At 45.5% G+C, this 26,369-nt stretch carries 20 protein-coding genes; 14 read left to right on the forward strand and 6 right to left on the reverse strand.

Annotated features, from left to right (window positions below; translation table 11 throughout):
- The 3 genes from HQM11_07260 to HQM11_07270 form a co-directional block, all read right to left on the reverse strand.
- On the reverse strand, nt 1-468 hold a 468-nt coding region (locus tag HQM11_07260), incomplete at its 3' end, for an AAA family ATPase (GenBank protein MBF0350814.1).
- A gap of 100 nt (nt 469-568) precedes the next feature.
- Nucleotides 569-1,978: a dihydrolipoyl dehydrogenase gene (gene lpdA, locus HQM11_07265; protein ID MBF0350815.1), complete on the reverse strand. Its 1,410-nt coding sequence runs from the start codon at nt 1,976-1,978 to the stop codon at nt 569-571.
- Nucleotides 1,979-2,112: 134 nt separating this feature from the next.
- Nucleotides 2,113-3,276 (reverse strand): hypothetical protein, encoded by a 1,164-nt coding sequence (locus tag HQM11_07270; GenBank protein ID MBF0350816.1) that lies wholly within the window; start codon nt 3,274-3,276, stop codon nt 2,113-2,115.
- A 76-nt stretch (nt 3,277-3,352) separates the two neighbouring features.
- Here HQM11_07270 and HQM11_07275 point away from each other — a divergent pair, with 76 nt between their 5' ends.
- The 4 genes from HQM11_07275 to HQM11_07290 all read left to right on the forward strand — a co-directional run bounded on the left by HQM11_07275 (nt 3,353) and on the right by HQM11_07290 (nt 6,340).
- Nucleotides 3,353-3,787, forward strand: coding sequence for a DUF3299 domain-containing protein (locus HQM11_07275; GenBank protein MBF0350817.1), 435 nt, complete (start codon nt 3,353-3,355; stop codon nt 3,785-3,787).
- A gap of 94 nt (nt 3,788-3,881) precedes the next feature.
- Complete coding sequence (locus tag HQM11_07280) at nt 3,882-4,736, forward strand: zinc ABC transporter substrate-binding protein (protein MBF0350818.1); 855 nt, start codon at nt 3,882-3,884, stop codon at nt 4,734-4,736.
- A 13-nt stretch (nt 4,737-4,749) separates the two neighbouring features.
- Nucleotides 4,750-5,535: a metal ABC transporter ATP-binding protein gene (locus HQM11_07285; protein ID MBF0350819.1), complete on the forward strand. Its 786-nt coding sequence runs from the start codon at nt 4,750-4,752 to the stop codon at nt 5,533-5,535.
- Nucleotides 5,528-6,340 carry a metal ABC transporter permease gene (locus tag HQM11_07290; GenBank protein ID MBF0350820.1) on the forward strand — a complete coding sequence of 271 codons (813 nt, stop codon included), beginning with the start codon at nt 5,528-5,530 and terminating at the stop codon, nt 6,338-6,340. Before HQM11_07285 ends, HQM11_07290 begins: the two co-directional genes overlap by 8 nt.
- Before the next feature lie 86 nt (nt 6,341-6,426).
- Here the strand turns inward: HQM11_07290 and HQM11_07295 are convergent, their stop codons facing one another.
- Nucleotides 6,427-8,277, reverse strand: coding sequence for an acyl-CoA dehydrogenase (locus tag HQM11_07295; protein MBF0350821.1), 1,851 nt, complete (start codon nt 8,275-8,277; stop codon nt 6,427-6,429).
- A 1,123-nt stretch (nt 8,278-9,400) separates the two neighbouring features.
- On the opposite strand from HQM11_07295, the gene dnaA reads away from it, so the two are divergent.
- The 4 genes from dnaA to HQM11_07315 all read left to right on the forward strand — a co-directional run bounded on the left by dnaA (nt 9,401) and on the right by HQM11_07315 (nt 17,977).
- On the forward strand, nt 9,401-10,900 hold the full coding sequence (gene dnaA / locus HQM11_07300; GenBank protein MBF0350822.1) for a chromosomal replication initiator protein DnaA: 1,500 nt from the start codon (nt 9,401-9,403) through the stop codon (nt 10,898-10,900).
- Nucleotides 10,901-11,585: 685 nt separating this feature from the next.
- On the forward strand, nt 11,586-12,845 hold the full coding sequence (locus HQM11_07305) for a response regulator (protein ID MBF0350823.1): 1,260 nt from the start codon (nt 11,586-11,588) through the stop codon (nt 12,843-12,845).
- 5 nt (nt 12,846-12,850) lie between these two features.
- Nucleotides 12,851-15,811: a cyclic nucleotide-binding domain-containing protein gene (locus HQM11_07310; GenBank protein ID MBF0350824.1), complete on the forward strand. Its 2,961-nt coding sequence runs from the start codon at nt 12,851-12,853 to the stop codon at nt 15,809-15,811.
- 96 nt (nt 15,812-15,907) lie between these two features.
- On the forward strand, nt 15,908-17,977 hold the full coding sequence (locus HQM11_07315; GenBank protein MBF0350825.1) for a cation:proton antiporter: 2,070 nt from the start codon (nt 15,908-15,910) through the stop codon (nt 17,975-17,977).
- A 17-nt stretch (nt 17,978-17,994) separates the two neighbouring features.
- Here HQM11_07315 and HQM11_07320 read toward each other — a convergent pair whose 3' ends face one another.
- Complete coding sequence (locus HQM11_07320) at nt 17,995-18,960, reverse strand: hypothetical protein (protein ID MBF0350826.1); 966 nt, start codon at nt 18,958-18,960, stop codon at nt 17,995-17,997.
- Nucleotides 18,961-19,248: 288 nt separating this feature from the next.
- Nucleotides 19,249-20,244, reverse strand: coding sequence for an arsenosugar biosynthesis radical SAM protein ArsS (gene arsS, locus HQM11_07325; protein MBF0350827.1), 996 nt, complete (start codon nt 20,242-20,244; stop codon nt 19,249-19,251).
- Nucleotides 20,245-20,636: 392 nt separating this feature from the next.
- Between arsS and HQM11_07330 the strand changes: the two genes are divergently transcribed.
- From HQM11_07330 to HQM11_07355, 6 genes are all read left to right on the forward strand, one after another.
- Nucleotides 20,637-21,635: an aspartate carbamoyltransferase gene (locus HQM11_07330; protein MBF0350828.1), complete on the forward strand. Its 999-nt coding sequence runs from the start codon at nt 20,637-20,639 to the stop codon at nt 21,633-21,635.
- Between the two features lie 36 nt (nt 21,636-21,671).
- Entirely contained in the window at nt 21,672-23,171 is a 1,500-nt protein-coding gene (locus HQM11_07335; protein ID MBF0350829.1) for a CDP-alcohol phosphatidyltransferase family protein, read from the forward strand.
- A 3-nt stretch (nt 23,172-23,174) separates the two neighbouring features.
- Nucleotides 23,175-24,203: a Holliday junction branch migration DNA helicase RuvB gene (gene ruvB, locus HQM11_07340; GenBank protein MBF0350830.1), complete on the forward strand. Its 1,029-nt coding sequence runs from the start codon at nt 23,175-23,177 to the stop codon at nt 24,201-24,203.
- Between the two features lie 161 nt (nt 24,204-24,364).
- Nucleotides 24,365-25,882 (forward strand): amidophosphoribosyltransferase, encoded by a 1,518-nt coding sequence (locus HQM11_07345; GenBank protein MBF0350831.1) that lies wholly within the window; start codon nt 24,365-24,367, stop codon nt 25,880-25,882.
- Nucleotides 25,879-26,139, forward strand: coding sequence for a hypothetical protein (locus HQM11_07350; protein ID MBF0350832.1), 261 nt, complete (start codon nt 25,879-25,881; stop codon nt 26,137-26,139). Before HQM11_07345 ends, HQM11_07350 begins: the two co-directional genes overlap by 4 nt.
- A gap of 19 nt (nt 26,140-26,158) precedes the next feature.
- Entirely contained in the window at nt 26,159-26,362 is a 204-nt protein-coding gene (locus tag HQM11_07355; protein MBF0350833.1) for an integrase, read from the forward strand.
- Nucleotides 26,363-26,369 lie beyond the last annotated feature (7 nt).

Below are 26,369 nucleotides of genomic sequence, written 5' to 3' on the forward strand. Positions count from 1 at the left end.
AAGGTAGATTTTCTTGTCCTTGTGCTGATCCAGAAACTGTTTCAGCAGTTGGGACGCCTCCAGGTTGTCCGCGAAACCGAGGGTGGGCAGTGCGTAGTCTCTTTCAAAATTTCTGAGACCTCGCAGAACATTAAAGGCAAAACCCTTGCGAGTGCTTTCCGGGGTATCGGTATGGATTCCGCTGAACTCGAACCGCAGGACATAATAGGTTCCCGCCAGCGGGGTACGGTGCTGGCCGATCCAGTATTTACCAAACCATTCCTCGAAATGTTCCCTGTGTTCGAGGCCGTAGTAGTGAAGCAGAATGGAAATCCACAGGCTTTTGCCAAAACGCCGCGGACGCAGGAACACCAGATAGCGTTCCGGCAGATTTTCCAGTTGTTCCAGAAAGGGCGTGCGGTCGATGAAATGGTAATTTTCGGTTGTCAGTTGGGGAAAGTGGCTGATGCCATAGGGAAGTCGGAGCATAAAATCCTGTGGGGTGAAGATGAAGATTTTTCTCTGAAAAAATGAACTACCCCGCCGCAAGTGAGGGGGGAGTTCATTTTGATGTCCCTGAAATCCGGGATTACATGTGAATGGCACGTTTGCCGGTTGCGTCCAGCGCAGCTTCCTTGATGGCTTCGGCAAAGGTTGGATGGGCATGCGACATACGGGCAAGATCTTCAGCGCTGGCACGGAACTCCAGCGCGACAACAGCTTCCGCGATCAAATCCGCGACTCGGGCTCCAAGCATGTGAATTCCAAGAATTTCATCAGTTTGGGCATCAGTCACTACTTTTACCAGTCCTTCAATTTCATTTGCGGCACGGGCACGTCCCAGTGCTCTGAAGGGGAATGAGCCTGTTTTGCAGGCACGGCCTTCTTTTTTGAGTTCATCTTCCGTGTAGCCAACCCCCGCGACTTCGGGCCATGTATACACCACGCCCGGAATCGCCCGATAATTGATGTGCGGTTTTTGTCCAGCCATGACTTCAGCAACCAGCACGCCTTCTTCCTCAGCTTTGTGAGCCAGCATCATGCCGCCGATAACATCACCGATGGCATATATTCCGGGAACGCTGGTTTCCAGATGGGAAGTGACCGTAATGAAGCCACGTTCACTGAGCTGGATTCCAGCATTTTCGAGGCCAAGTTGCTGAGTATAGGGTTTGCGCCCGACCGCAACGAGACAATAATCCGCTGAAAAATCTACCAGGTCTCCTTTTTTGTTTTTTGCGGTCACCGTGACTTGATTCCCGTCGGATACCGCTTGCTGTACCGCATGTTCCAGAAAAAACTCCATCCCCTGTTTTTTAAGGACTCGCTGAAGTTCCTTGCTGAGTGTGGAGTCCATTCCGGGAATGATACGGTCCATGAATTCCACAACAGAAACTTTCGTACCCAGACGTGAATAGACGGATCCAAGTTCCAGACCAATCACGCCGCCGCCGATCACCAGCATTTTTTCAGGAATAGTCCTCAGGCTCAGTGCTTCTGTGGAGGTGATGATACGTTGCTTGTCAATCGCGATTCCCGGTAGCGATGAAGGTTTGGAACCGGTAGCAATGACTGCTTTTTTTGTTTTGAGTTCAATCCTTGTGTCTCCCTGCTGAACCGCAATGGTATTGGCGTTCAAAAAACTGGCATGCCCATGGAGCACCTCAATTTTGTTTTTTTTCATCAGGAATTTTATACCGTCACAGGTTTGGGAAACCACACTGTCTTTTCGATCAAACATTTTCTGAATGTTGGGACGTATCCCATCGATTTCAATGCCATGGGTGTTAAAATTTTTAGTTGCCTGATGAAAAAATTCAGTAGAGTCCAGTAGTGCCTTGGACGGAATGCAACCGACATTCAGGCAGGTTCCGCCGAGAGTGGCGTAACGTTCCACCAGAGCGGTTTTCATACCAAGTTGAGCACAGCGAATAGCACAAACGTAACCCCCAGGGCCAGAACCTATAACAACCACATCATATTCCACAGGAACCTCCATAAAAAAACTTACTTTAAAAATAACGCTGATGTCAGCAACAAATTAAAATTATCCAACCAATGAATATTCACACCGGTGCTCTGTATCACAAAATAGCAGTGAAAACCAAGCTTTCATCAGCGGGTGATGTATGTTTATTCAGCAAACGGATAATAATTTTCCGGAATAAGTGGTCCATTGAAGGGTTCACACAACCCTGTAACCTGATCAAATGTTTTCCGTATTTTAATATCCTTGAAGATTCCGCCTCTAAAAACTCCCATAAAATATTTTCCAGAATACAAGACCTTCATACAGGCTTTCTGTGTTCTGAAATATAAGGGCAAGATTCCGCCCGGTTGATTCACCCCCATGACCCAGGCTTGTTGTGTTTGAACAGTTGACGGCTCAACTGCCGCAGTGGATGACGAATGCAGGGATGCCCAGGGATACAGGAACGGGACTTCGTTGGCTTTGGGTTGTCGTCGTTCACAATGCCGTAAATGCAATGGTATCTGATAAGTCACCTGGAGATCCTGAAAGGCTCGATGAGAAATCTTGCTGTAATACATCCCATCGCGCGCAACCAGTTCACATAAAGACTTATTCAGAAATTGAAGCAGTCGAACATAACGGCCCTCATCCACCGCCATGGACCAGGCCTGATACACAGCAGGTGGCTTGCCTGATGCCGGCGGATGGTCCCGGGTGAATCCATAGAGATCTTCATATTGGCCAAACGAAAGCCTCTCCTTCAAACAATATTGAGATTCTTTTCGCAGAGAAACATTGAGCTGCCCGGAAGTTTTATAAAAACCACTGAGGGCCACACGCCAGCAATCGTTTGCCTTCGGAAAAATCAATGCTTTTGAATCTTCACCGGTCGCAAGTGGTAATACCCAGGCGTCGATATGATGGGAGCGCCATTGATAAAACGATCGTGTTTCTCTTAAATAACAGGCACTGTGAGGCTTGTCGGATTTCAATGCGTGAAATTGACAACCATCCTGATTTTCGAAGGGGCCTTTCAATCCGACAATCCGGGTTTTGACAGAAACAGGCATATCCGTATCCGGGACCGATGAATCCGGATGTTTCAGGTTATAGTACCACCCTTCACGCATGCCGGTGAAGGGAACAAAAGCTTGTTCCACAGCGGATGCAATCTTTGCCGGAGAAATTAAAACAACAACCAGCAATGCCAAACACCTGAATAAATTATTAGAAGGCAGGAGTTTTAAGACAGCTTTACAATTTGTGTTTTCACTTGAAGATTGGTCATGTCCCATGAATGATAACTCACTGAATATTGGTTTCATTGCAGGAATCCTTTCAAATCCTGTTCCTGTATAACCGGAATCCATCCCTCTGGCTAAAAAAACTCATGAGAATTTTATGAAACAAGTCCGTCTGTTGCTCTTGATAACGATATTTCTGGGAATTGGAGCAACGGTTCAAGCCGTTCCCAAACTGACCATTCATTGGAAAATGCTCCAGGAATTGAATGTTAAAACAGGCCAGGCCTCCGAAGCGCTCAAACACCTGCAGGGGAAACTGGTGCGTCTGCCAGGATATATCGTCCCTCTGGAGGGCGATGAAAATACCGTGAAGCAATTCCTTCTGGTGCCAACGCTGGGGGCATGCATTCATGTTCCCCCTCCGCCACCGAACCAGATTGTGATGGTTAACATGCAAAAATCTATCCCCGCGGATTTTATGACCTATGCGGTCTGGGTAACGGGTTCATTCCACATTGAACAAAAGAACAATGACATTGCTGAAGCCAGTTTTTTTATGGAAGGTGAAGACGTACAGCCTTACCAGCGTTAAGCCGATCAACCCTTCGTTTATCTTGAGTATCGCCTTCAACCAGATATATTTCACAAATTTTTAATCTCAACCCAACATTTGTCAGCTTTTCATTATGAAATCCGTGGTCTGGGCCTTATGCCTTCTCTTGCCGCAACTGGCCTGGAGTGAGCCTCTGCATCTCACTGTCAGTATCATGCCGCAGAAATATTTTGTTGAAAAAATAACGGGAAACACCGTCTCTGTGAATGTCATGGTCCCCCCGGGGGCCGACCCTCACACCTATGAACCCAAACCCAGACAAATGATGGAACTTCAGCAGTCCAAACTGTATTTTTCCATCGGCATTGAATTTGAGAATATCTGGTTGCCAAGGTTCAAGGATATCAACACGAACATGCAAATCATTCCAACCGATCAGGGAATCCCTAAACTCGGAGGCCAGATCGAATCTTTCGAAGAAGAATCTGACCATCAGCATGAATGGCTGGATCCGCATATCTGGTTATCGCCCCTGCTGGTCAAAATACAGATTGTGCACATGCTTCAGGCACTGATCCGGTTGAATCCGGAACAAACAGAACTGTATCAACAGAACTATCAACGGTTTCAGGCAGAACTGGATCAATTGCATTTTGAACTTCAGCAACGGTTTCAAACGGCAGAATCAAAGACATTTCTCGTATTTCATCCGGTCTGGGGATATTTTGCGCAGGCTTACGGCTTGACTCAGGTTCCAATCCAGATTGGAGGCAAGGAACCTAAACCAGGCCAGTTGAAAATGATGATTCTTGCCGCCAGAAAACAGGGAATTCATACGCTGTTCCTGCAACCTCAGATTTCATCCAGAACAGCCGATCTGGTTTCAAGAGAAACGGGTGCCTCCTTGATTGTACTCGACCCTTTGGCTTATGACTGGCCCGCGACCTTGAAAACCGCAACCCAACATATTTGTTCCCCCCACAATTGATGTTACGACACTTATGGCGTTACTGGAAATCAACAATCTTTATTTCAACTATACCACCAGCACTCCAGCACTGAAACAGGTCAATCTGAACGTGGAAGAAGGTGATTTTCTTGCTATTCTCGGACCTAATGGGGGAGGTAAAACCACATTGCTCAAACTGATCGCTGGATTGCTGAACCCCTCGGAAGGGACTATTCGAATTTTATCAGGAACCCCTCGTCAGTCCAGTAAAGTTATGGGTTACATGCCACAGCACACCAATACCAATCCGGATTTCCCAATCGCTGTGCTGGATGTGGTATTGATGGGGAAACTCAATTCCAACAGCGTTTGGTCCATGCTCAGCAAACAGGATCGAAAACAGGCTGAAGAATCACTGAAACGAGTGGGCATGCAAGAATTCCTGCAAGCCAGAATGAATCAGCTTTCAGGAGGCCAGAAACAACGTGTTCTTCTGGCAAGAGCCTTATTGACTCACCCTCGCTTGTTATTGCTCGATGAGCCAACCGCGAATATTGACGCCTCTGGAAAAAGCGAATTTTATAAATTGCTACGAGAATTGAACCGGCAGATGACCATCATCATGATCAGTCATGATCTGAACGCGATCCCCTCCATTGTGAAATCAGTGGCCTGTGTCAACAAGACCCTGGAATTTCATCCATCACCCAAACTCAATGAAAAAATGATCACCATGCTGTATGGCTGTGATGAGGAGTGTCCTGTGGAATTGATCGCTCATGGACACCCACATCGAATATTATCCCATCATCATCATGCCCACGAGTCCCATGATTGAAGCTCTTCAATTTGATTTTATGCGGCATGCCATTTATGCAGGACTCCTCGCGGCCTTGATCTGCGGCATGATTGGCAGTCTGGTTGTTGTCAAACGAATCGTCTTCATCGCTGGCGGCATCGCTCATGCCGCCTATGGTGGCTGTGGTATTGCCATCTATGCCGGAATTCCTATTTTAATCAGCACTCTCGGTTTTTCCGTGGGTATCACAATGTTGATGGCCGCAATCACGTTGAGACAAAAACACCGTGCTGATACAATCATTGGCATTTTATGGGCCGCGGGTATGGCTATCGGCATAATTCTTACCGACTTGACTCCCGGATATCAGGGAGAGTTGATGGGATATCTGTTTGGAGGAATTCTTGCGGTTCCGGGATATGAAATTTACTGGATGTCTACTGTTTCTTTTGTAATTTTCTGTTTACTGACCCTGTTTTATCGGCAATTTCTGGCATTGGCCTATGATGAAGAATTCGCAAGAGTCCGGGGCGTAGAGGTCGATGGTTTGTATTTGCTGTTGCTGTTGATGATTGCGGTTTCAGTCGTGGTCGTGATTCGGGTTGTCGGACTTATTCTGGTTTTAGCCCTGCTGACAATTGCACCCATGATTGTAGAGCGTTATGTCCGGTCCCTGGCATGGATGATGTTTTTTTCGGTGTTGATCAATTTGTGTTTTGTGATTGGGGGCTTGTGGCTTTCCTATAGCTTCAATCTCACTTCAGGTGCCAGCATTGTTCTGGTGGGGGTTGCGGGTTATTCAGTGGCCCAGATTCCCGTGTTTGTGAACAGGTTTTTAAAATAAAAAAGGCGAATCGCTTCGCCTTTTTTTGACACTCTGACTTCGTTTGTTTGACCTCTGCCTTTTTCAAAGTTTAAGGCAGAAAAGTCTTATAACGAAATATCCAACGGAGAAAAATTCCGTTTTTTAGCGATGGTCAACAGTGATTCAAACTGAGGCAGCACCACATCCACAAAATAGCTGATTGTTTTGAGTTTGTTGTCATAGAACAACGCATCGGAATTCGTTTTAAGAAAGGCCTTGTATTGATCGGCTCCAATATTATTTTCCGCTTTGAGTGCTTCCAGTTTTTCCGCGACAACAATTGACTGCTGAAGCAAGAAATAACCAGCGGTAACAGACGAGCAATACATCAGAAATGGGGTTGCGTACAAGGCCACGCCTTCCATACCACGAGTGGTCATGACCTCCTGAACACCCATTGCCATTTCTGACAGGGTTTCACAATGTTGAATCCAGTTTTGAACAATTGGTCCAACCACAGGATGTCCACTGTTTTCTTCTGCCATTTTTCCGAAACGCCCCATGAGTAACATGAAATAAGCGCCATTTTTCATGGTCATTTTACGACCGATCAGATCAAGAGCCTGAATTCCGGTGGTTCCTTCATAAATCGCTGTAATACGAAGGTCACGGTAAAATTGTTCCAGAGGAAAATCTTTGGTATAGCCCACACCACCCAGAACCTGAATGCCAATACGAACGACATCCAGTCCGACCTCAGTCGCCCATGCTTTGCACATGGGTGTCAGCATCTGGATGATACCTTCAGCTTCTTCTTTTTCCTTTTCATTGTCAGAAGCCATGGAAATATCCAGCAAATCCGCTGACGCGTACAACAATGCCCGGATGGCTTCCACACGGCATTTCATATTCAACAGATTCAGACGAACGTCAGGGTGCTCAATGATAGCTACTTTGGGCGGATCGGCTTCCCGCATATTGTTGATATGGGATCCCTGAATTCTTTCTTTGGCATAATCGAGCGTATTCTGATACGCCGCGCTGGACAGGGCCAATCCAATTGTTGCTGTTCCCATACGTGCTTCATTCATCAACTGGAACATATTGGCCATCCCCTTGCCTTCTTCGCCCAGCAACCAACCGTAGCAGTTGTTGTTTTCGCCAAAATTCAACACACATGTAGAACTACAGTTGATCCCCATTTTATGTTCAATGGATGCGACTTCAACATCATTACTTTCACCCACAGAGCCATTATCAGCGACATGTAGTGTTGGCACCACGAACAGACTCAATCCGCGAGTTCCCTCAGGAGCCCCCTTGATTCGGGCAAGAACAGTATGGATCGTATTTTTTCCAAGATCACTGGCACCACCTGAAATCCAGCATTTTGTTCCCTTGATTTTGTATCGGCCATCTCCTGTAGGTTCCGCAACAGTTGTAGACGCACCTACATCCGAACCAGCATGCGGTTCGCTCAGACACATGGAACCCAGAAATTCACCGGTATACATTCGTTGACAATATTTCTGACGCAAAGCCTCAGTGCCGAAAACCTCAATCAGATGCGCGGCACCTTCTGTCAATCCAAAATACATGGAAAGTCCCAGATTTGCTGCGGCAATTCCTTCACTCAACGCCATTCCCAGAATTTGAGGAGCTCCCTGCCCACCAAATTCTGGATTTGCTTTAAGGGACGCCCAGCCCAATTCATAGGCTTTTTTGTAGGGTTCATGGATACATGCTGGCACCTTGACCTTGCCATTTTCAAGCTTGCAACCTGTTCGATCAGCCTCAGACCGGCTTGGATACATAACCTCCAGCGCAAATTTATGACCTTCTTTGACCAGAAGATCTATCGTATCAACATCAAAATCCTTAAAGCGTTCAAATTTTGACAGATTTTCAATATGTAACCATTCCTTCAGTGCAAATTCAATCTCTCGGTTGTCCAGTGTCAATTCAGTACTGCTCATATCCATGCTCCTTTGTTGAATGAATGTAGAGGATTTCGTCCAGGACGAAATGAAGATCACAGAATGACTTATTCTGCAATCGATGATCAACTGATACAGGAAATGTTGTGCGTATGCCGCAAAATTTATTGAGTGACGACATATGGTCTGGTGGTTCTGATTCACCTGAACTCTTGCATTTATCAATGCAGACATCCAATAGTTAATCAGAAAAAGAGGGCTTAATTAGCCGGTTTCAACTAAATGTTCAATCATTTTTTATAACTCGATAGCTGTTAGTTTCAGCTTTCAACATGCGGTTCTCATCAACATATCGCTGTTGCACAAATCCAACGTGGTGCGACACCAACCTAATGGAGAGTGTTTAGTTTTATAAAATCAGAAGCTTAATGAGCAACAAATCCAACGTATCCTGTCGGAATGACACAATAAACGATTTACGCGACAACGACCAGTGAACCGTTTGAATATGTCATTCCGACAGAGCGAGGAACAAGGGACGAGGGATATTAAATAGTGGCGTATCAGTTATCTCCTTAGTCAAAATGACAAACTGTAATCAGAAAAATGCAAATGCAACAGAAGTATGGTGATGCGACATTTTCACCTGAGATGAAACAGATTGAGACAGTTTAAAAATGTTTTACTCAGACACACAAAAAAGTTTCGCTCAAAACAATGCGGTCACAAAAAAACAGAGCATAAAATAGTTATTGATTTTAAGGGATTAATGAGAAACTTGTTGATTACAAAGCTTTTATTTCTGTCAATTTTTTTAGAAAAGCTTTTCAACGGTTTAACCTTATTAACATGTTTTTATTGAGTTTAATTTTGATTGCATTAGATGAAACTTTGTCATAGCTTGACCGGGAGTTAATCGTATCCTAACAACGATTAAACGTTTTTTTGCGCCAAGGCAAAAGAGATATAAAGTTTCTTCTGAGGGGAAAAGAAACTGTTTTTAAGGGGGGTCATAGCAGGGGGAGTGTCAAGAGAATCACTCCATAAATTATCCTCTCAATCATTGACTAATTTTGTTACAGTTGCACAAAATTTTCAGGCGAGTGTCCATTGATGGTCCTCAGGCCTTTGTGCGTCAACTTGTACATCAAACGGGATAAGAATGGATTTTAATCAACAGTGGACTGTTTTTAAAAAAAATATCCGGGAGCTATTGCGACCGGAAGAATATGAAGGTTGGCTGGAGGCCATACAGATTGTAGAACTGGAACATGGGCGTGCGGTGATCGCAGGCATTCCGCATCCTGTCTTTCAATATGATATCAAGAAGAATTACGATGTTCTTTTCCGCAAAGTTCTGGGAGACCTCTTTCCCGAAAAAGCACCTTTTTATAAAAAAAATGTAGAATATCATGTGGGTGAATATCAATTCAAAACCAGGAAAACTTCTGAGAAGCAGACATTGAATCAGCTTTCTCTGTTTGATGAATCATCCACAGCCGTCCCTGAAGTGTCTGAAAAGGCAGGAAAAGAGGTGTCCCGCCCGGTGAACAAAGTGGTGAGGTTACGCCAAAAACCTGTGTTTGATCCGAAATATATTTTCAGCTCTTTTGTGGTTGGATCCAGCAATCGTCTGGCCTATAAAGCGGCTTCCATGATCGCGCAGACACCTGGAGTGTGCTACAATCCTTTTGTGATTACTGGCACGTTGAGTACCGGCAAGACCTTTTTGCTGCAATCCATTGGTCAGGCCATTGAAGAAAATTATCCCGGATTGCAGATTGCCTACATCACGGCTGAGTCGTTCCTCAATGATTTTCTCTATCATTTAAAACATGGTATGTCCGCGTTTCGACAAAAATATCGGGAAGCCGATGTGTTTTTGCTTGATGATCTGCATATATTGGCTGGCGCCAGGGAGTGTCAGAAAGAATTATTGAATACCATCACGACACTCCTTCAGATGGATAAGCAGATTGTGATGACCAGCCAACAGCAACTACATGACATCAAAACCCTTGACCCGACACTCCGCTCCAGACTTGAAGGCGGTCTTACGGTTGAGGTAATGATGCCTGATGTTGAGACAAGAATGGCGATTCTTGACAGCAAAGCAGCCCAGCGCCAAATGAATTTGCCACCACAGGTCACACGCTTCATGGCCGAATATATTTATAGTGATGTACGAAAACTGGAAGGTGCGTTGACACGGCTTGGAGCCTACGCGTCTTTGGCCGCAGAAGAAATTTCACTGGATTTTGCGTTTGCCACTCTGGAAAATTTTTTGGATAGAACCCCGACGGGATATGATCTTTCCAACATTCCACAGGTTTCTACCGAAAAGATTCTGGAGCGGATCTGCAATATGTTTCAAGTGACACAGACAGAAGTTCTGTCTAAAAAAAGAGAACGGCGTATTGTCCTGGCAAGATCTATTCTGATGTACATGCTTAAAGAATTGACGACCCTTTCACTCAAGGATATTGGTGCCAAAATTGGGGGCAGAAGTCATTCCGCTGTTCATAATGCCATTCGGCATCTCAAAGCCCAAATGTTAAAAGATGAATTTTTTCAGCGTCAGATTCATAATCTGATCCGCGAATTTAGCCAGACCCAACTTCCAGAAAAAATCATCCCCAGCAAAAAACAATCCCGTCTTTAACTTCTATTAGAGGGTGGTTCTCCAGTCCATCCTCTATTTCCGGAATTCATTATTTGCATCCTTCACGGGAATCCTGACGCACTCACAAAGCCACACACCATCCCCCAAAGTATCCCAGATAATCTGTGTCATTTCGAGCCAAGGGCGAGAGATCTTTCTAATGTTCCTTCGGGATGACACGTCCTCCAATACTAAGGAATTGCAAAAGAATAAATTGTATAAGTTTGCTCGTGCCCTACGTCCCGTGGGGCACGTTATCCACCAGGCGAAGCTCTGCTTCGCACCCACCGGAGGTGGGTCATGGAACGGTTACGAACGGGACGTTCGTAACCAGAAAGTGTTCCCTGTTATTTTTTGAACATTCCTATAGTGGACCACAGCAGAGCGTTGTTGCGTCATACATAAACTAAAAATTGAAAATTCAGATTTATTTTGCATTATTGACAGGTCTGTATTGCATGAATGGCGATAAATTGTTAAGAAACGTTTATCAATTTGTAAGCGTTTCAGCTTTTAGTATTCAGCTTTCAGTGTTTAGGCGCCTCAGAAGCATTATGACTCTATAGCAGAAAAAATCGTTTGGCTTCCAGGCCTTGAGAATTTCTGAAAACAGATAGCTGACGGCTGTAACGCTTACATCAATGTTATATACCATTCAAAATTCCACTGTGTTTAGAGTGATATTATGGAAAAAACTACAGGGCATGTATTGTATGTCGAAGATGAAAAAGCATTGCGCGATGTGACCTCATTTCAACTAAAAACGATTGGGTGTCAGGTTTCGACAGCAGGACATGGCAAAGAAGCGCTGGATTTCATGGAAAAACAGATCCCTGATCTTGTGCTTACAGATGCGATGATGCCTGTCATGAACGGTTTCGATCTGGTAAAAGCCATGCAGGAAAATGAAAGATTGAAAGCTATTCCTGTTATTTTTATCTCTGCCAACGCGCAGGATTCCAGCAAAGCTCAGGCCTTTGGTACAGGAGCGATTGACTATCTGCAGAAACCCGTTTCAATGAAAGAATTGATCTTCAAGGTGCAGAACAATCTTAAACTGGCGGCTACAAACAAACAGCAGCGCGAGCACATTGCCTATAATCTCAAGAATGCCATGGAAAGTATTGATGCCCTGAAGGATCAAACCCAGATTCTGGCTGAAATCATGAAACGGACTCTGGGAATGCGACAACTGGAAGACATTCACCAGATTGCGGATAAGGCTGTAGCCGGATTTTTTGAGTTATGTGGCGCAGAAGTGAATTTCTGGAGACAACTTTCGGGCAAGTCGGTGATGATGGGAACCAGACATCCCGCTGATGAAATTGAAAATTCAAGGCTGGAACGAATAGAAAGTGTATTCGCCAGCAAGGAAGCAATCACGGAACCCTCACTCCTGCTATATACCGAAGGCTATGTCATGGAAGTCCTTCGCTGGACTGAAGATATGCCGAAGATCATGGAGGTGATGCAACTATATTTCAGCCAGATTGCTGATATTTTCACATCGTTCAAGGATGCTGCCATATTCAGAAAGGTATCTGGTGAGTTGCATGAAATTTTGAAAATCAGAAATACCCTCGTATCGAACCTGGAACATATCCGCTCAGACTCCAATGTCAATGTCAGCAATATCAGTTCCGGGATTGAACAGATTTCAGATCTGGCCTTTAAGGAAACCCTCAGTCCTGAAGACATGGAACAATTGAGAGAGATTTCCACAGAAGTACTCACACTCACTCAATATGGAGATCTGGCAAATCAAAAGATTTTTGCCATCATTCACTCCCTCTCTCAGATATTTGCCTCTCTCGAAGATGATGTTGGAGTGGAATCCGTAGAGATGGAACTATCCATCAGTGAAGTCAGTTCAGACAGCATTGCCGGTTCAGAAGAATCAAACCAGCAAAGTGTTGATGATTTGCTGGCAAATCTTGGATTGTAAATTTCATGACTCGACAAGAACTTTATACGTCACTGAGGAATACCCGATATTTCATCAATTTTTCTGAAGAGGATCTGTTATTTTTAATGGAACTGCTGGAACTTCGCAGTTTTCCGCCGAACCATGTGGTGCTTCAACAAGGACAGATAAATCAGGATATTTTTTTTATTCTGGAAGGACATGTTGTCCTGAAAACTGATCAGGAAACCATCTGCCAGTTCACCCGCCGTGGCGATATGTTCGGTGAGATGAGCGCACTCACCGCAAGACCCAGTGAAGTGACCATTGAATCCATCGGTGCTCTGGAAGTGGCTGTTATTCCGGCGAAAGCTTCAGCCTTTGTAACCCGAAATCCACAACATTCATTCTATCCTCTGTTTTATCAATGGCTGTTCCAGATCATTGCCGATAAACTTCATCTTATTTCACAGAAAGCCAAACAATTCGAAGAAACCAACCGGCTCAAAGACGACTTTCTTGCCATTGCCACCCATGATCTGCGGGCTCCGGTTAGCAGTATCATTACCATCCTTGAAGTGATTCTGACCAACTATGATCTGGAATCGCATGTACAGGAAATGCTGACGTCCTGTATGGAAATATGCAATGATCAGCTTTCCTTGATCAATAATTTTCTGGATATTGCCAAAATCGAATCCGGACAGCTTGAACTTGAATATAAAGCGCTGTCTCCCGCAGAATTGTTGGGCCAAATCAAACAGGGCATGAATCATCACAGGGTTCTGGCCAATAACAAAAATATTTCCTTGCAGATTGAGTTGCACAATCCAGTCAACGATTCAGATCATTTGTTCTTCCAGACCAATGAGAACCAGATCAAAATCAAACAAGTCTCTGTATTCACAGCAAACTTCCCCATTGTTTCACTGGATATTTCCAAGGTCAGGCAAGTCCTTAACAATCTGGTCAGTAACGCCATCAAGTTCACTCCGGAACATGGTCAAATCACCTTGAAAATCAGTCATCCCAACCCTGAGATCGTTCAGTTTTCTGTTCAGGATTCGGGAATGGGAATCAGTCCTGAAAATATCAAATTGATCTTTGATAAATACAAGCAGGTAAAAAATAAAAATGTGGGCACGAAAGGGGAACGGGGCACCGGTCTGGGACTTGCCATCTGTAAAAACATGGTGGAATTGCACCATGGAACCATCTGGGTTGAGAGCAAACCCGGTCATGGCAGTGTGTTCCATTTCACACTCCCCATGAGAAAACAGAAAACAGACGCTGTTTCTGACACCACCTCATCCATATCCACCCCCTTACCGAACGTTGTCTCCGAACCGATTGAACAACCAGAAAACAAGAGTTCCGGCGATCAGCAGAAACAGATATGGAAATTACTCTCAACTTCTTCTTTTTTTAAGGATTTTACGGATGAGGATCTAAGTCTGCTGTTGCCTCTCAGCCAACTCCGGCAGTTTGAGAAAGAGGATATTCTGATTCACCAGGGAGACACCACAGATAACCGTATTTTTTTCCTGCTCAAAGGTCAGGTTTCTGTGTATGTCGACAAAAGATTCATCCTGATGCTGAACCAGACCTGGGATATATTTGGAGAAATGGCCATCTGCAGCGCGGCTCCCCGATCCGCGTCTGTGATTGCTGATAGTTCTGTGCAGGCGTTGATTCTAGATGCTTCCATTGTGCATGATCCCTCTCAACAACATAATTATCAGTTCAGGTATTATTTTTATAACATGCTTGCCGCAATCATGTCCCGTAAACTGAAAACAACTTCTGACCGGGCAAAATTGTATGAAGACGCCTTGACACAGAATCAGCAGATGTCTGAATACAGCCATGGACTTGAAAAACGATTGCAGGATAATCTGGAACACATGCTGTTGTATACCCACATGATCAACAGTGTGCAGGAAGGAATCTTCATCATGACCCCCACAGGAAAAATCACCATGACAAATCCGGCAATTCAGACGCTGTTTTTCATGCGCGATACCGAAATAATCGGAAGAGATCTGGTTGATTTTGTGACGGAGGAGGATTCTCAAAACAGGCTTGAAAACCAATTTATTCCCAATAATGATCACAAATCATGGCTGGGGGAAGTGCTCTGCCACAATGACTCGGGGCATGCTTTCCCGGCCTACCTGTCCATGTCTCCTGTCCGGAATCCCCAAAATGAAATTCTGGCGTTATCCTGTATCATTCGGGATATCACCCGACAAAAAGAACAGGCAACGAGGATTATGGAACAAACAAATTCTCTGGAACAGGCCTATGCGGAATTGCAGGAACTGGATAAACTCAAGGATAACTTTCTGACCTTAATGTCGCATGAAATGCGAACCCCTCTCAGCACGGTCATGGCTTGTGCAGAGATGCTCAATACGCCCGGAATGGTAGCACCTGAAGATCAGCCTGCGCTGCTGGGACCCTTGTTGAGCGAAACACAGAAACTGGACAAACTGATTGGACGGGTCATTTATTTTTCCAATCTGGAACAGGGAACTCATGAATTCCAATTCATGCCGGGAAATATTTATGAACTGATGCAGAGACTGCATACCCGCTGGAATCCAGTCGCCCTGGAAAAAGGTCTGGAAATGGGACTGGAATGCTCGCGTTCCCTGCGCCATATTCAAATGGATATTGAAAGCATGGACATCGTGCTGGACGCTATTCTGGAAAACGCTGTCATGTTCACGGATTCTGGTTTTATTGAAATCAAGGTGACGCAGAACCAAACCGGAACCATCATCAGCATCCGTGATACAGGAATTGGCATTGCACCGGAAAACATTCCCAAAGTATTCAAAAAATTTGAAACCTTTACGGATATGACCTATCACCAACATGGAATGGGTCTGGGAATGCCGGTTTCCAAACTGATTATATCCGCGCATCATGGCGAAATCTGGCTGGAAAGCACCGTAAAAGAGGGAAGCACTTTTTTTGTGTCACTCCCCCGCAGTCATGATTGATCCCGAAATAAAGTTTGATCCCGCACAGCAAAGTTGAGTAGACTCCATTCATATTCCATATAATTTTCTCCATTTGCCTTCTATTCAAAGATTTTCATGCACGGTATTACGTTTTTTCAGGATCTGGCAGTCATTATTATCACAGCCGGGGTGGTGAGTGTTTTATTTTATCGTTTTCGTCAACCCATCATCCTGGGCTATCTGGTGGCCGGCATGGTGGTGGGACCCCATTTGCTAAGTTGGAATATGGTAAAGGATGAAGCGACTATCCGGAGCATCGGGGAACTGGGGGTAGTGTTTCTGATGTTTGCGCTGGGTCTCCATTTCAGCCTCCGGCAACTGTTTCGAGTTGGGATTTCCGCATTGATTGTCGCGTTGCTGGAAATTTCAATCATGATCTCCCTGGGATATGGAGCCGGGCGTACCTTTGGCGGCAGTCCGATTGACAATCTGTTTCTTGGTGCGATGCTTGCCATTTCATCCACCACCATTGTTGTGAAAACCCTCCAGGAATATGGACTTCAGAAAGAAAACTTCACCAAACTGATTTTCGCGATTCTGATCATTGAAGATATTCTCGCCATCGTGTTGCTGGTTTTGTTATCCGGAATTGCCACCAGTGGCGCTTTCAGCATGTCAGCGTTTGGCTGGATGATCCTGAAACTCACCATGTTTTTAACCGGATTGGTGTTTATCGGTCTTCTGACCATTCCCCGCACACTCCGATATCTGGCAAAATTTCGCAATGATGAAATCCTGTTGATGGTATCGCTTGGACTTTGTCTGGGGGTGGCCCTCCTTGCTCAAAAACTGAATTACAGTGTGGCCCTCGGATCTTTCATTATTGGTGCTGTGATTGGCGAAACAAGGGAAGGTGGAAAGATTTCGACATTGATCATGCCCTTACGGGATATGTTCAGTGCCATTTTTTTCGTTACAGTGGGAATGCTTATCGATTTCAGTGTGATTTGGGACAATCTCGCCTTCATTGGGGTCCTGATCAGCATTGTGATTTTGGGGAAAACCACAGGCTGCACCCTTGGTTCCTTTTTGGTGGGTACCACTCCAAGAGATTCCTTGAAAATCGGTGTCAGCTTGTCCCAGATCGGGGAGTTTTCCTTTATCATCGCACAACTCGGACTCTCCCTTGGCGTCGTGAAACCAACACTGTATCCGGTCATCGTCGCGGTTTCTGTGGTGACCTCACTGACCTCGCCCTATCTGGTAAAAAACTCCCGGGGAATCGGTCTTGGCTTTGGAAAAATTATACCAAACGCCTTTCAGAATTCCCTGGTCCTGTATCATGAATGGATCACGGATATCTGGAAGAAAGACTTTTCCAAACAGAATTCCGCTGTTCAAAAAATCGTAAGGAGAAGCATACGTCTGATTGCGATTGATCTCCTTCTCAGCACAACCATTATCATGAGTATTATTGCCGCGGGTCGGTATTTTCAACCTGGAATTCTCCAGATTCCTGAATACCTTGGTGGAATGAATTCCGTGTTATGGCTGATTTCCATGATGATGGTTCTGCCCTTACTGGTGCATACCTTTTTCAAATTGAGAGCACTGACCATGATCTTTGTGGAAATGGGCCTGAATGAACTGAAACAAAAAGCTGTTCCCGCGTTTGTTCATGGGACGTTGAACACTACCCTCATGATTGTTTTTTCAGCGGTGCTGATTTTTTGGCTCTCTCTGGTCAGTCTGGCCATCTTGCCGCCATGGCCGGTACTCCTTGTTTTGGTTGTTGTACTGTTCCTGACCGCAAGTCTGTTACTGAAGCATTTTAACAAACTCTATACACGAACGGAACTCAGATTGTATGAAGTATTCGCGCACCATGTGGAAGTGGAAGCCGAATCAATTTCTGTTGCGGATCATCCACTGAAACAGGCCAATCTGAAACTGGTGCATATTCCTGAACAAGCGTTTGTTCATGGACGTCTGATCCGTGAATTAGCCATTCGAACCCAGACAGGAGCCAGTCTGGTGGGCATCACCCGTGGAGAACTCAACCTGATCAACCCTGACCCTGACGAGGAAATACATTCAGGAGACGATGTGTTGATCCTGGGAACTACCCAGCAACTGGAAGCGTGCACAACCTTGCTGAACAGTAAGGGCTTGCCTCAAAAACAGGCAAAACAGTATCCTTTTTAGACATATCCTGAAACCCTCTAATATCCCATTTCTGATAACATCGCCCATTCTTCATCCCAGCCATGAGCATTATAATATTCGCATCGTTTTACGTAAATTTTTGAAGGACGGTCTTCCGGAAAGATTTGCAGACATTTTTCAAACAGTGGCAAGGCCTCCTTGAATTCATGAAGATGATACAGGCTCACCCCTTCTTCAAAAAAATTACTGATACGCAATTTGGCATCCTTAATATCAAGCGGATCACCATTGATCACCTCCAGCACAGTCACCATTTTGTTTTTTCCCTTGGCTTTCACTCTGTCAAGGATACGAGTCTGAAAGTTCAGAGGTGTTTTAAGATTTAGCAGGATGTCTTCACTCACCAGAATTGTAGAACCATATAATTTATTCATACGCTCAATTCTCGATGCCAGATTGACGGCATCACTGATCACAGTGCTTTCCATCCTGTCAGATTCCCCGATGGTTCCCAGCATGAGCGGCCCCCTGTGAATTCCAATTCCGATCCGTATGGGTTGTCGTGCAGGCCTGTTTCTGGTCTGATTGTACACATTCAGTTCATAGAGCATATCAATTGCGCTCAACAGCGCATCATCCGCATCACCATCAAACAAGGCCATGATGGAATCGCCAATATATTTGTCTACAAAACCACTGTGATGGCGAATGACAGGAACAATTCGTTGCAAATACCCATTGATGAAATAAAAATTATCCTGGGGACTCATCTGTTCAGAGAGCGTGGTGAAGGAGCGGATATCCGCAAACAGAACAGTCATTTCTTTCTGAACATGGTCGCCCAATCGCAGCTCAGCAATGCTATTTTTTTCCAGGTGTCTTAAAAACTCTCTGGGCACAAATCGTTCAATCGCACGCAGAAGATCTGCCGTTTGTTCGCTTGTTTTCAGCGATTTCAATAAGCGGGATTTTCTGGAAAAGACCAGTGCCTTTCTTAATTTATGCTGAGTCCATTTGATCATTGACGCCAATCAGAAAAAATTGTTAAACCCAGCCTTACCTCTGGTGGGGAACCCTCCTTATCCCACCTCCGGTGGCTTGCCAACGAACCGTAGAAGGGCACCAGAGGTGCATTATGGAACGGTTCCCGATGAGACGTCAGGAACCAGAGTAATGTTAAAAAACTTTTGATCGGGTACTTAACTGTACCGGCTTAAACTTGGTAGCCCATCAAACGGAACCACTGCCCACATGCTTGTACACAGGTGTTTTCGTCACCCCGAAGGTAGCTTGTGTTGTCCGTCGGCTGTTCAGACCAGTGTTCCGCCGCAACTGCTGCCAGCACCGGCCGTGCAGCCAAAGCAATGGGAAGCAGTGGCAATTTCGGGTTGTCGATAATCATCAAAGGACTGAAGATCCCAGACAGAACGAACCTTTCCGCTCACGGGAATTTCCAGCATCTGATTAAAATCACAATCATAAAAATTTCCTTCCCATGAAATTGAAAGCAGACTCCGGCACATCAGTCCGGATACAGTACCTGGATTGAACGCGCTCAACAGCAGTGCCATGTAATCATCCCATTGCTGATGACGTTTAAGATCCTGTGCGAAACGGTTGATCGGCAGGTTCGTCATGGTGAATAACTGATTGAAGACGATGCCATAATTTTCTTTGAGAATATCTTTATATTGCTGTTCCAGTGTATGCTGAACTGGCGGCAAGGACGGCCCGCCCGGATTATAAACCAGATTGAGCGACAATCCTGAATCCGGTTGTCCATAGCCCAGTTCATTCAGTTTTCTGATGCCTTCAAGGCTTTTCCGGAAAACGCCTGTGCCGCGTTGTTTATCCACATTTTTTTCCAGATAACAGGGCATGGACGCAATGATTTCCACCTGGTGTTCCTTTAAAAAAGTACCAAGATCTTCTTGTCCTGCTTCGAGCAGAATCGTCAGATTGCAACGATCCATCACATGGCGCCCCAGTTTTCGTGCTTCACGAACCAGCGTGCTAAAATGCGGATTCAGTTCCGGTGCGCCGCCGGTGATGTCCACCGTGCGAATTTCCGGGGAAACCGCCAGCAGTTCCAGGATGCGGGTTACGGTTTTGAGGGCCATGCTTTCTGTGCGTTTGGGACTGGCATCCACATGACAGTGATGGCATGCCTGATTGCAAACACGACCCACATTCACCTGAATAGTGTGAAGCTGATCCCGTTGTAACAATTGCTGACAGTTAGAAACGACATGCCTGAAATCATAGGTTTGTGAAGCGGATACGGACTGGAAAGACGGCATATTCATGAAAGACTCCGGAGGTGTACAAATTTAATGTTGCTGTAAATTTTCTGGTGACGGCAACCGATTCAAGCCATTGCACGGTGTCATTCCGTGCTTGACACGGAATCCATCAGCGCACTCCTGGATCCCCGTTTTCACGGGGATGACATCGTGGCGGGCCACAGGGTTTCATCACCAAATTATTTACAGCAGGAATTTAATCAATGAGAAAACGGACTACACTGATACAAGTTGAATGAGCATAGGATTTTGACTGGACAATGAAAAGCGGTTATTACAGAAAATGAGAGACCAGTTCTTTCAGGGGTCCCATCTTCCAACCTTTCAGAATATGTGATGATATGCAAGAAATTCTGTCTCTCGAGGAATACCTTCGCCTTCCCATAAGGGAACGCATGTCCTATTACGAACATGAAGACCGTCCGCTCCACATCATGATGTCCCAACAGTTTTCAAGAGAATATCTTGAAGATCTGTTTGACTCTGCGGATATGATCAAACACATCACACGGAAACCCAATGGTTCTGAATTTCTGGGATCACTGCTCAAGCACAAACGGGCCATGCTGTATTTCACCCAACCCTCAACCCGAACGTTTTTATCCTTCCTGTCGGCGTGTCAGATTGTGGGTATGAGCACAGGTGAAGTGCGAGATCCAAATCTTTCTTCCGAGATGAAAGGTGAAAGTCAGGAAGATGGAGTGCGAACATTCAGCAGTTATTTTGACCTGATCATCATGCGCGATCCCAAACCCGGATTTTGCGAATATATTTCGTACCTGCTTGGTTTTACCGCACGAAATGTTCCTGTATTCAATGGCGGTAGCGGCAAGGATCAGCATCCCACACAAGCCATGCTGGATTTATATACCATGTACCGTTCTTTTCAGAACAATGGCGGAATTTCCGGAAAAACTTATGGCTTCGTCGGGGATTTGCTCCGTGGTCGCGCAGTGCGTTCGCTCATTTATCTGTTGTCCAAATATGAAGACATCGAGCTTTATTTTATCGCTCCCAAGTCTTTTCAAATTGCCCCTGACCTGGAACAGCATCTGGTGGACTGCAACATCAAGTATCACAAATCAGAAGATCTGGACCAATGTCTGCCTTCTCTGGATTGCGTGTATATGACTCGAATTCAGGATGAATATGATTTGTCAGGAGAATCCAAGCTGTTTGATTATTCAAAGTATCATTTGACTCCTGCGAATGTGAGTAAAATGAAAACGGATGCCATCATCATGCACCCGCTTCCCCGTCGCATGGAAATACATCCCTCTGTGGATGCCGATCCGCGAGCCATGTATTGGAGACAACTTCGTAATGGAATGTATCTCCGTGCGGCACTCATTCTACATGTCTTTCATATGGAAAAACGACTGCAGGAATATTGATATCAGGTTTTCAAGGAAAAGAAGGCTATGCGACCTATGCCCAATAAGGAGTTTCTTTCACAAAACATGGCGGCTTTGCTGGTGTATGGGCGCCCCCCCCTTGTTTTTGCAGGAATGATTTGCGCCATTGCGGTGATGCTGACGCACAATCCAATTATTTATACGTCAGGAGTGATCTGCCTGGTCATTGCCATGAGTTTTGACCTGGTGGATGGCTGGTTTTCTGCCAGGTATCGTCCCCATGCGAAATTGACCCACCTGGCAGACCGGATCATGGACAAGGTGATGTACTCCATGATTTTTCCTCTGGTTGCCACCGGGATGATGTGGCGCTTTCATTTTTATGATGCTGATAACCGTCAGGCTTTATTGCACACTGTGTTTGTGCTCATTCTGTGTGTCACGGTGCTGATTCGTGACAATTTCGCGCACTTCATGCGCAATTTCGCACTGAGGAAAGGGCATGAAGAAGAGATCCGCGAAATCCGGTTGTTGCGTACCATGATCGCTTCGCCTGTAAGCGCGATCCTGTATTCCTATGCGTTTTACATTCCGGAAGGCCCAAGTTCCACCATCTACAATTGGCTGACATGGTTGGGAAATGATCTGCCAATGCGGGGGTTGTTCTTTCTTGAAATCACTTTTCTGATCATCAATTTTGCGTCCATGGCCGGCTATTGCCGGAAATATGGAACCTATTGCCTGGATGAACTGTGTCTCGGGGATAATGTACTCAGGCGCAGAATTCTTTCGGTTTTCCCTAATTTTCTGACCGTGATGAATGCCATCATGGGCGTTCTGGCAATTTTCTTTGCCTATCAGGGGCGGATCCGGGAAGCGTATATGATTCTTCTCGGAGGGGCGTTGTTTGACAAACTGGATGGTGCCTTGGCCCGAAAACTGGGACTTACCACCCCGTCTCCCCAGCAGATCAATAAACACAAAAAGAAAAACGTCACCCTTGGCAGTATTCTGGATGATATTTCCGATGGCGTCAGTTTCTGTATTGCTCCGGGAGTGATTTTTTATGTGATCATGTCCAGACTTCCCTATGAATCCATCCAGAATCTGCCTTATGCCTGGATTGGCTTGCTGTATTCCCTGATGGGTATCTCACGGTTGATTTATTTCACAATAGATCCCACGCCGATTCCGGGATTTTTCAAGGGATTGCCCACTCCGGCCGCGGCTCTGTTCATCACGGCACCCTTGATTGTGCTCCAGCAACTCTCTATGGATCATGCGTTCTGGGCCGAACAATTCGCGCTGGCCTGTCTGGTTATTACAGGGGGGACAGCGATTCTGATGAATGCCTATCCTGTCAGATATATTCATTTTGGACGACTTATGAGCAGAAGACCCGGAGTCAGCAAATTCACGGTTATGCTGGTACTGGGATTTGTATTCACACCATATTTTGGACATGCGGCTTTTTTTTATTTGCTGTTGTATGTGCTTTCACCTTTGATTACATGGAGAGTCAGCCCCGATGTGGCTTCTCAGGAATCCAGGATCAAAACCACCCCATCCCGGTAAGACATGCCTGCTGAACATGATAGAGTTGTGAATCCGTTGCCTGAAGAGGAAGAGCAGGTCGAGCCTTCCCTCAGACCCAAACTTCTGAATGAATACATCGGACAACAGGATATCAAGGAAAACCTCGGCATCTATATTCAGGCAGCAAAAAAAAGAAAACAACCGCTGGATCATGTTCTGTTGAGTGGCCCTCCCGGTCTTGGAAAAACCACGTTGGCCAATATTCTGGCCTCAGAAATGGGAACCTTGTTCCGTTCCACATCAGGACCAGTGATGGAGCGGCAAGGGGATCTGGCGGCAATTCTCACCAACATGGAAGCCGGCAGTATCCTGTTTATTGATGAAATCCATCGGATGAACCGCGTTGTGGAAGAAGTGCTTTATTCCGCAATGGAAGATTTCACACTGGATATCATCATTGGCGAAGGTCCTTCCGCCAGAACCATCAAACTGGATCTGGCACGCTTCACTCTGGTAGGCGCGACCACACGCTCCGGTTTGTTGTCCAGTCCCCTGAGAGATCGTTTCGGTATCCAGTTCCGGCTTAATTTTTATAAACCGGAAGAATTACAGACCATCATCATCCGTGCGGCATCAATTCTGGGAATTGAAATCACCGATGACGCGGCCTTGAAACTGGCGAAACGTGCCCGGGGAACCCCCCGTATTGCCAATCGTCTCCTCCGACGTTGCCGGGATTTTGCGGAAATTAAAACGGCCGGAGTGATTTCAGACGCGCTACTGGAATATAGTCTGGAGCAAATGGGTGTCGATGAACTGGGACTGGATGATATGGACCGGCAGATTTTGAAAATCATTGTTGAAAAATTTGATGGTGGACCCGTTGGTTTGAATACACTGTCTGCGGCCGTGTCTGAAGAAAAAGACACCCTTGAAGATGTGTATGAACCCTATCTGCTGTTGCTGGGCCTCATACAGCGTACTCCCCGAGGACGCGTCGCAACCCGCAGGACCTATGAACATCTGGGAATTCCTGTGGATAACGCACAGCTTCAATATAATTTATTTTGAATCGTAAGAAATCCGAAGTATAGTCGAAAGTTATCAATAGACCTGACAGAATAATCCAGGCAATTGACCCCTCAGTATTGTGACCATGTTTGCCAGATGAAACACGGGTGAACACTAACGGAAATAACATCAAAAATATTTTACATTCATAAAGAGGAATTGTGACGACCTTACATGAAGAATGCGGAATTGCCGCAGTTTATCAACTGGATCAGGCCACGGCTCCCCCCGTCAATGTAACCGCCTATATTCCGGGAATGCTGCTTGATTTACAGAATCGGGGTCAGCTCAGCGCGGGGGTTACCAGTTATAATCCGAAGCGGGAAAGGCTCCTGCAAACCCATAAAGATCTGGGGAATGTCGGCCAGGCATTTAAAATGTACCATTCCTCCAAAGCCCAGCGACTGGTTGAAACCTTTTCCGGCACCGCTGCGATTGGTCATGTGCGTTATGCGACCAGTGGTTTGGAAGATTACAATTTTGCCCAACCCTTTGAGCGTGTTCATGGAAAAAAATGGAAATGGTTTTCCATTGCGTTCAACGGAAATCTGGCAAATTTTGAAACCTTGAAAGCACAGTTGATTGAGAAAGGCTATCACATCACTTACAACACCGATACCGAAGTGATGATGCATTACATCAACAAGGAATTGATCGGTGAGGAACCTAGAGGTTATCTTGAAATTTTTTCAGCGCTTGCAAAGGCTTTTGATGGAGCTTTCAATATTGCCTTTATCAATGGTATGGGCGACATGGTTGTCATGCGGGATCCGCGAGGAATCAAACCGTTGTGCTATGGCATCAAGGGAAACCTGTTGTTTGCGGCTTCAGAAAGTGTGGCACTGACCAGGTTGGGAATCATGGATTATACGGATCTCGAACCCGGAACCATGCTGATTGCCACCAAAGAGGGGTATCGGATCGAACGTTTCCATGAAGAAGTTCAGCATGCACGTTGCTATTTTGAATGGGTTTATTTTTCAAATCTGGCCTCAAACCTGGATGGTCGATCGGTTTACAAGGCCCGTCGTGCACTGGGGGAACAACTTGCTGACATAGAAGATATTCCTCCCGGTGACGATGTGCTGATTGTGCCTGTTCCTGAAACTTCAACGGTTGCGGCAGTCGCCTGTGGATTTAAACTGGGAATTCCTGTGATGGAAGGCTTGGTGCGTAATCGTTATGTCGGGCGAACGTTTATTGAAGGGGAAACCCGGCAAAGCCTGATTCTGAAAAAATTCACACCTATTCCGGAAATTCTGGAAAACAAACGCATCCTGCTGGTGGATGATTCCCTGGTCAGGGCTGTGACCCTCAAAACCATTATTCAGGATCTTTACAATCGGGGCCGCGTCGCAGAAGTTCATGTCCGCATTGCCTGTCCGCCAATATTGGCTCCCTGTTTTTATGGAATTGATATTCCAACCGTCAAGGAACTGTTTGCGACAAGTTACTGGAAACCCGGAGAACCACTGGAACTGTCGCCTGAAGTCCTTCTGGAAATGGCCCGAAAGATGGGCGCGAACAGCCTCAAATTTCTGACAATTCCCCGCTTGGCGGAATCCATAGGTTTCACCGACAAAGACCTGTGTCTGGCATGCGTCAATGGAGAGTATCCTACCCCTTGGGGGCGCTACAATTATCAAAAACAACTTCAGGATTATAAAGCAGGCAAATGATGGATAAAACAATACTTGATATTCTGGTTTGTCCCGAAACACGGACAGCACTTCAATTTGCGGAGGACTCATTGCTTCAGCAAATCAATGCCCGCGTTACGGAGGGCAAACTACTGAACCGCAAGGGTCAATCTGTGACCCGGAAACTGGGGGCAGGACTGTTGCGGCTTGATGAGCGGTTTCTGTATCCGGTGTTTGATGATATTCCAGTGATGCTCATCGATGAAGCAATCCCGTTGAATCAATTGAAACAATAGTTTATTAAGAGGTTGTTCTATGAGTACAATGATTTCTGAAGTTTATGAAGCGTTCAAGGAAGCTGGAGCTTCCGATGAAAAATCAAGAAAAGCCGCAGAAGCCATTGCTAACTACGAAAACCGTTTTGCTAAAATCGAGGCCGATTTATTAGTCATAAAATGGATGTTAGGACTTATTCTGGCTGGTGTTGTTTCATTAGTCGCAAAATCTTTTTTTTCTTAATTGAGAC

This window comes from SAR324 cluster bacterium, assembly GCA_015232315.1.
Lineage (GTDB): Bacteria > SAR324 > SAR324 > SAR324 > NAC60-12 > JADFZZ01.

Coding starts and splice junctions, on each gene's coding strand:
- lpdA (MBF0350815.1), bottom strand. CDS start 1,978: ATGGAGGTTCCTGTGGAATATGATGTGGTTGTTATAGGTTCTGGCCCT.
- HQM11_07270 (MBF0350816.1), bottom strand. CDS start 3,276: ATGAAACCAATATTCAGTGAGTTATCATTCATGGGACATGACCAATCT.
- HQM11_07275 (MBF0350817.1), top strand. CDS start 3,353: ATGAAACAAGTCCGTCTGTTGCTCTTGATAACGATATTTCTGGGAATT.
- HQM11_07280 (MBF0350818.1), top strand. CDS start 3,882: ATGAAATCCGTGGTCTGGGCCTTATGCCTTCTCTTGCCGCAACTGGCC.
- HQM11_07285 (MBF0350819.1), top strand. CDS start 4,750: ATGGCGTTACTGGAAATCAACAATCTTTATTTCAACTATACCACCAGC.
- HQM11_07290 (MBF0350820.1), top strand. CDS start 5,528: ATGATTGAAGCTCTTCAATTTGATTTTATGCGGCATGCCATTTATGCA.
- HQM11_07295 (MBF0350821.1), bottom strand. CDS start 8,277: ATGAGCAGTACTGAATTGACACTGGACAACCGAGAGATTGAATTTGCA.
- dnaA (MBF0350822.1), top strand. CDS start 9,401: ATGGATTTTAATCAACAGTGGACTGTTTTTAAAAAAAATATCCGGGAG.
- HQM11_07305 (MBF0350823.1), top strand. CDS start 11,586: ATGGAAAAAACTACAGGGCATGTATTGTATGTCGAAGATGAAAAAGCA.
- HQM11_07310 (MBF0350824.1), top strand. CDS start 12,851: ATGACTCGACAAGAACTTTATACGTCACTGAGGAATACCCGATATTTC.
- HQM11_07315 (MBF0350825.1), top strand. CDS start 15,908: ATGCACGGTATTACGTTTTTTCAGGATCTGGCAGTCATTATTATCACA.
- HQM11_07320 (MBF0350826.1), bottom strand. CDS start 18,960: ATGATCAAATGGACTCAGCATAAATTAAGAAAGGCACTGGTCTTTTCC.
- arsS (MBF0350827.1), bottom strand. CDS start 20,244: ATGAATATGCCGTCTTTCCAGTCCGTATCCGCTTCACAAACCTATGAT.
- HQM11_07330 (MBF0350828.1), top strand. CDS start 20,637: ATGTCCTATTACGAACATGAAGACCGTCCGCTCCACATCATGATGTCC.
- HQM11_07335 (MBF0350829.1), top strand. CDS start 21,672: ATGCCCAATAAGGAGTTTCTTTCACAAAACATGGCGGCTTTGCTGGTG.
- ruvB (MBF0350830.1), top strand. CDS start 23,175: ATGCCTGCTGAACATGATAGAGTTGTGAATCCGTTGCCTGAAGAGGAA.
- HQM11_07350 (MBF0350832.1), top strand. CDS start 25,879: ATGATGGATAAAACAATACTTGATATTCTGGTTTGTCCCGAAACACGG.
- HQM11_07355 (MBF0350833.1), top strand. CDS start 26,159: ATGAGTACAATGATTTCTGAAGTTTATGAAGCGTTCAAGGAAGCTGGA.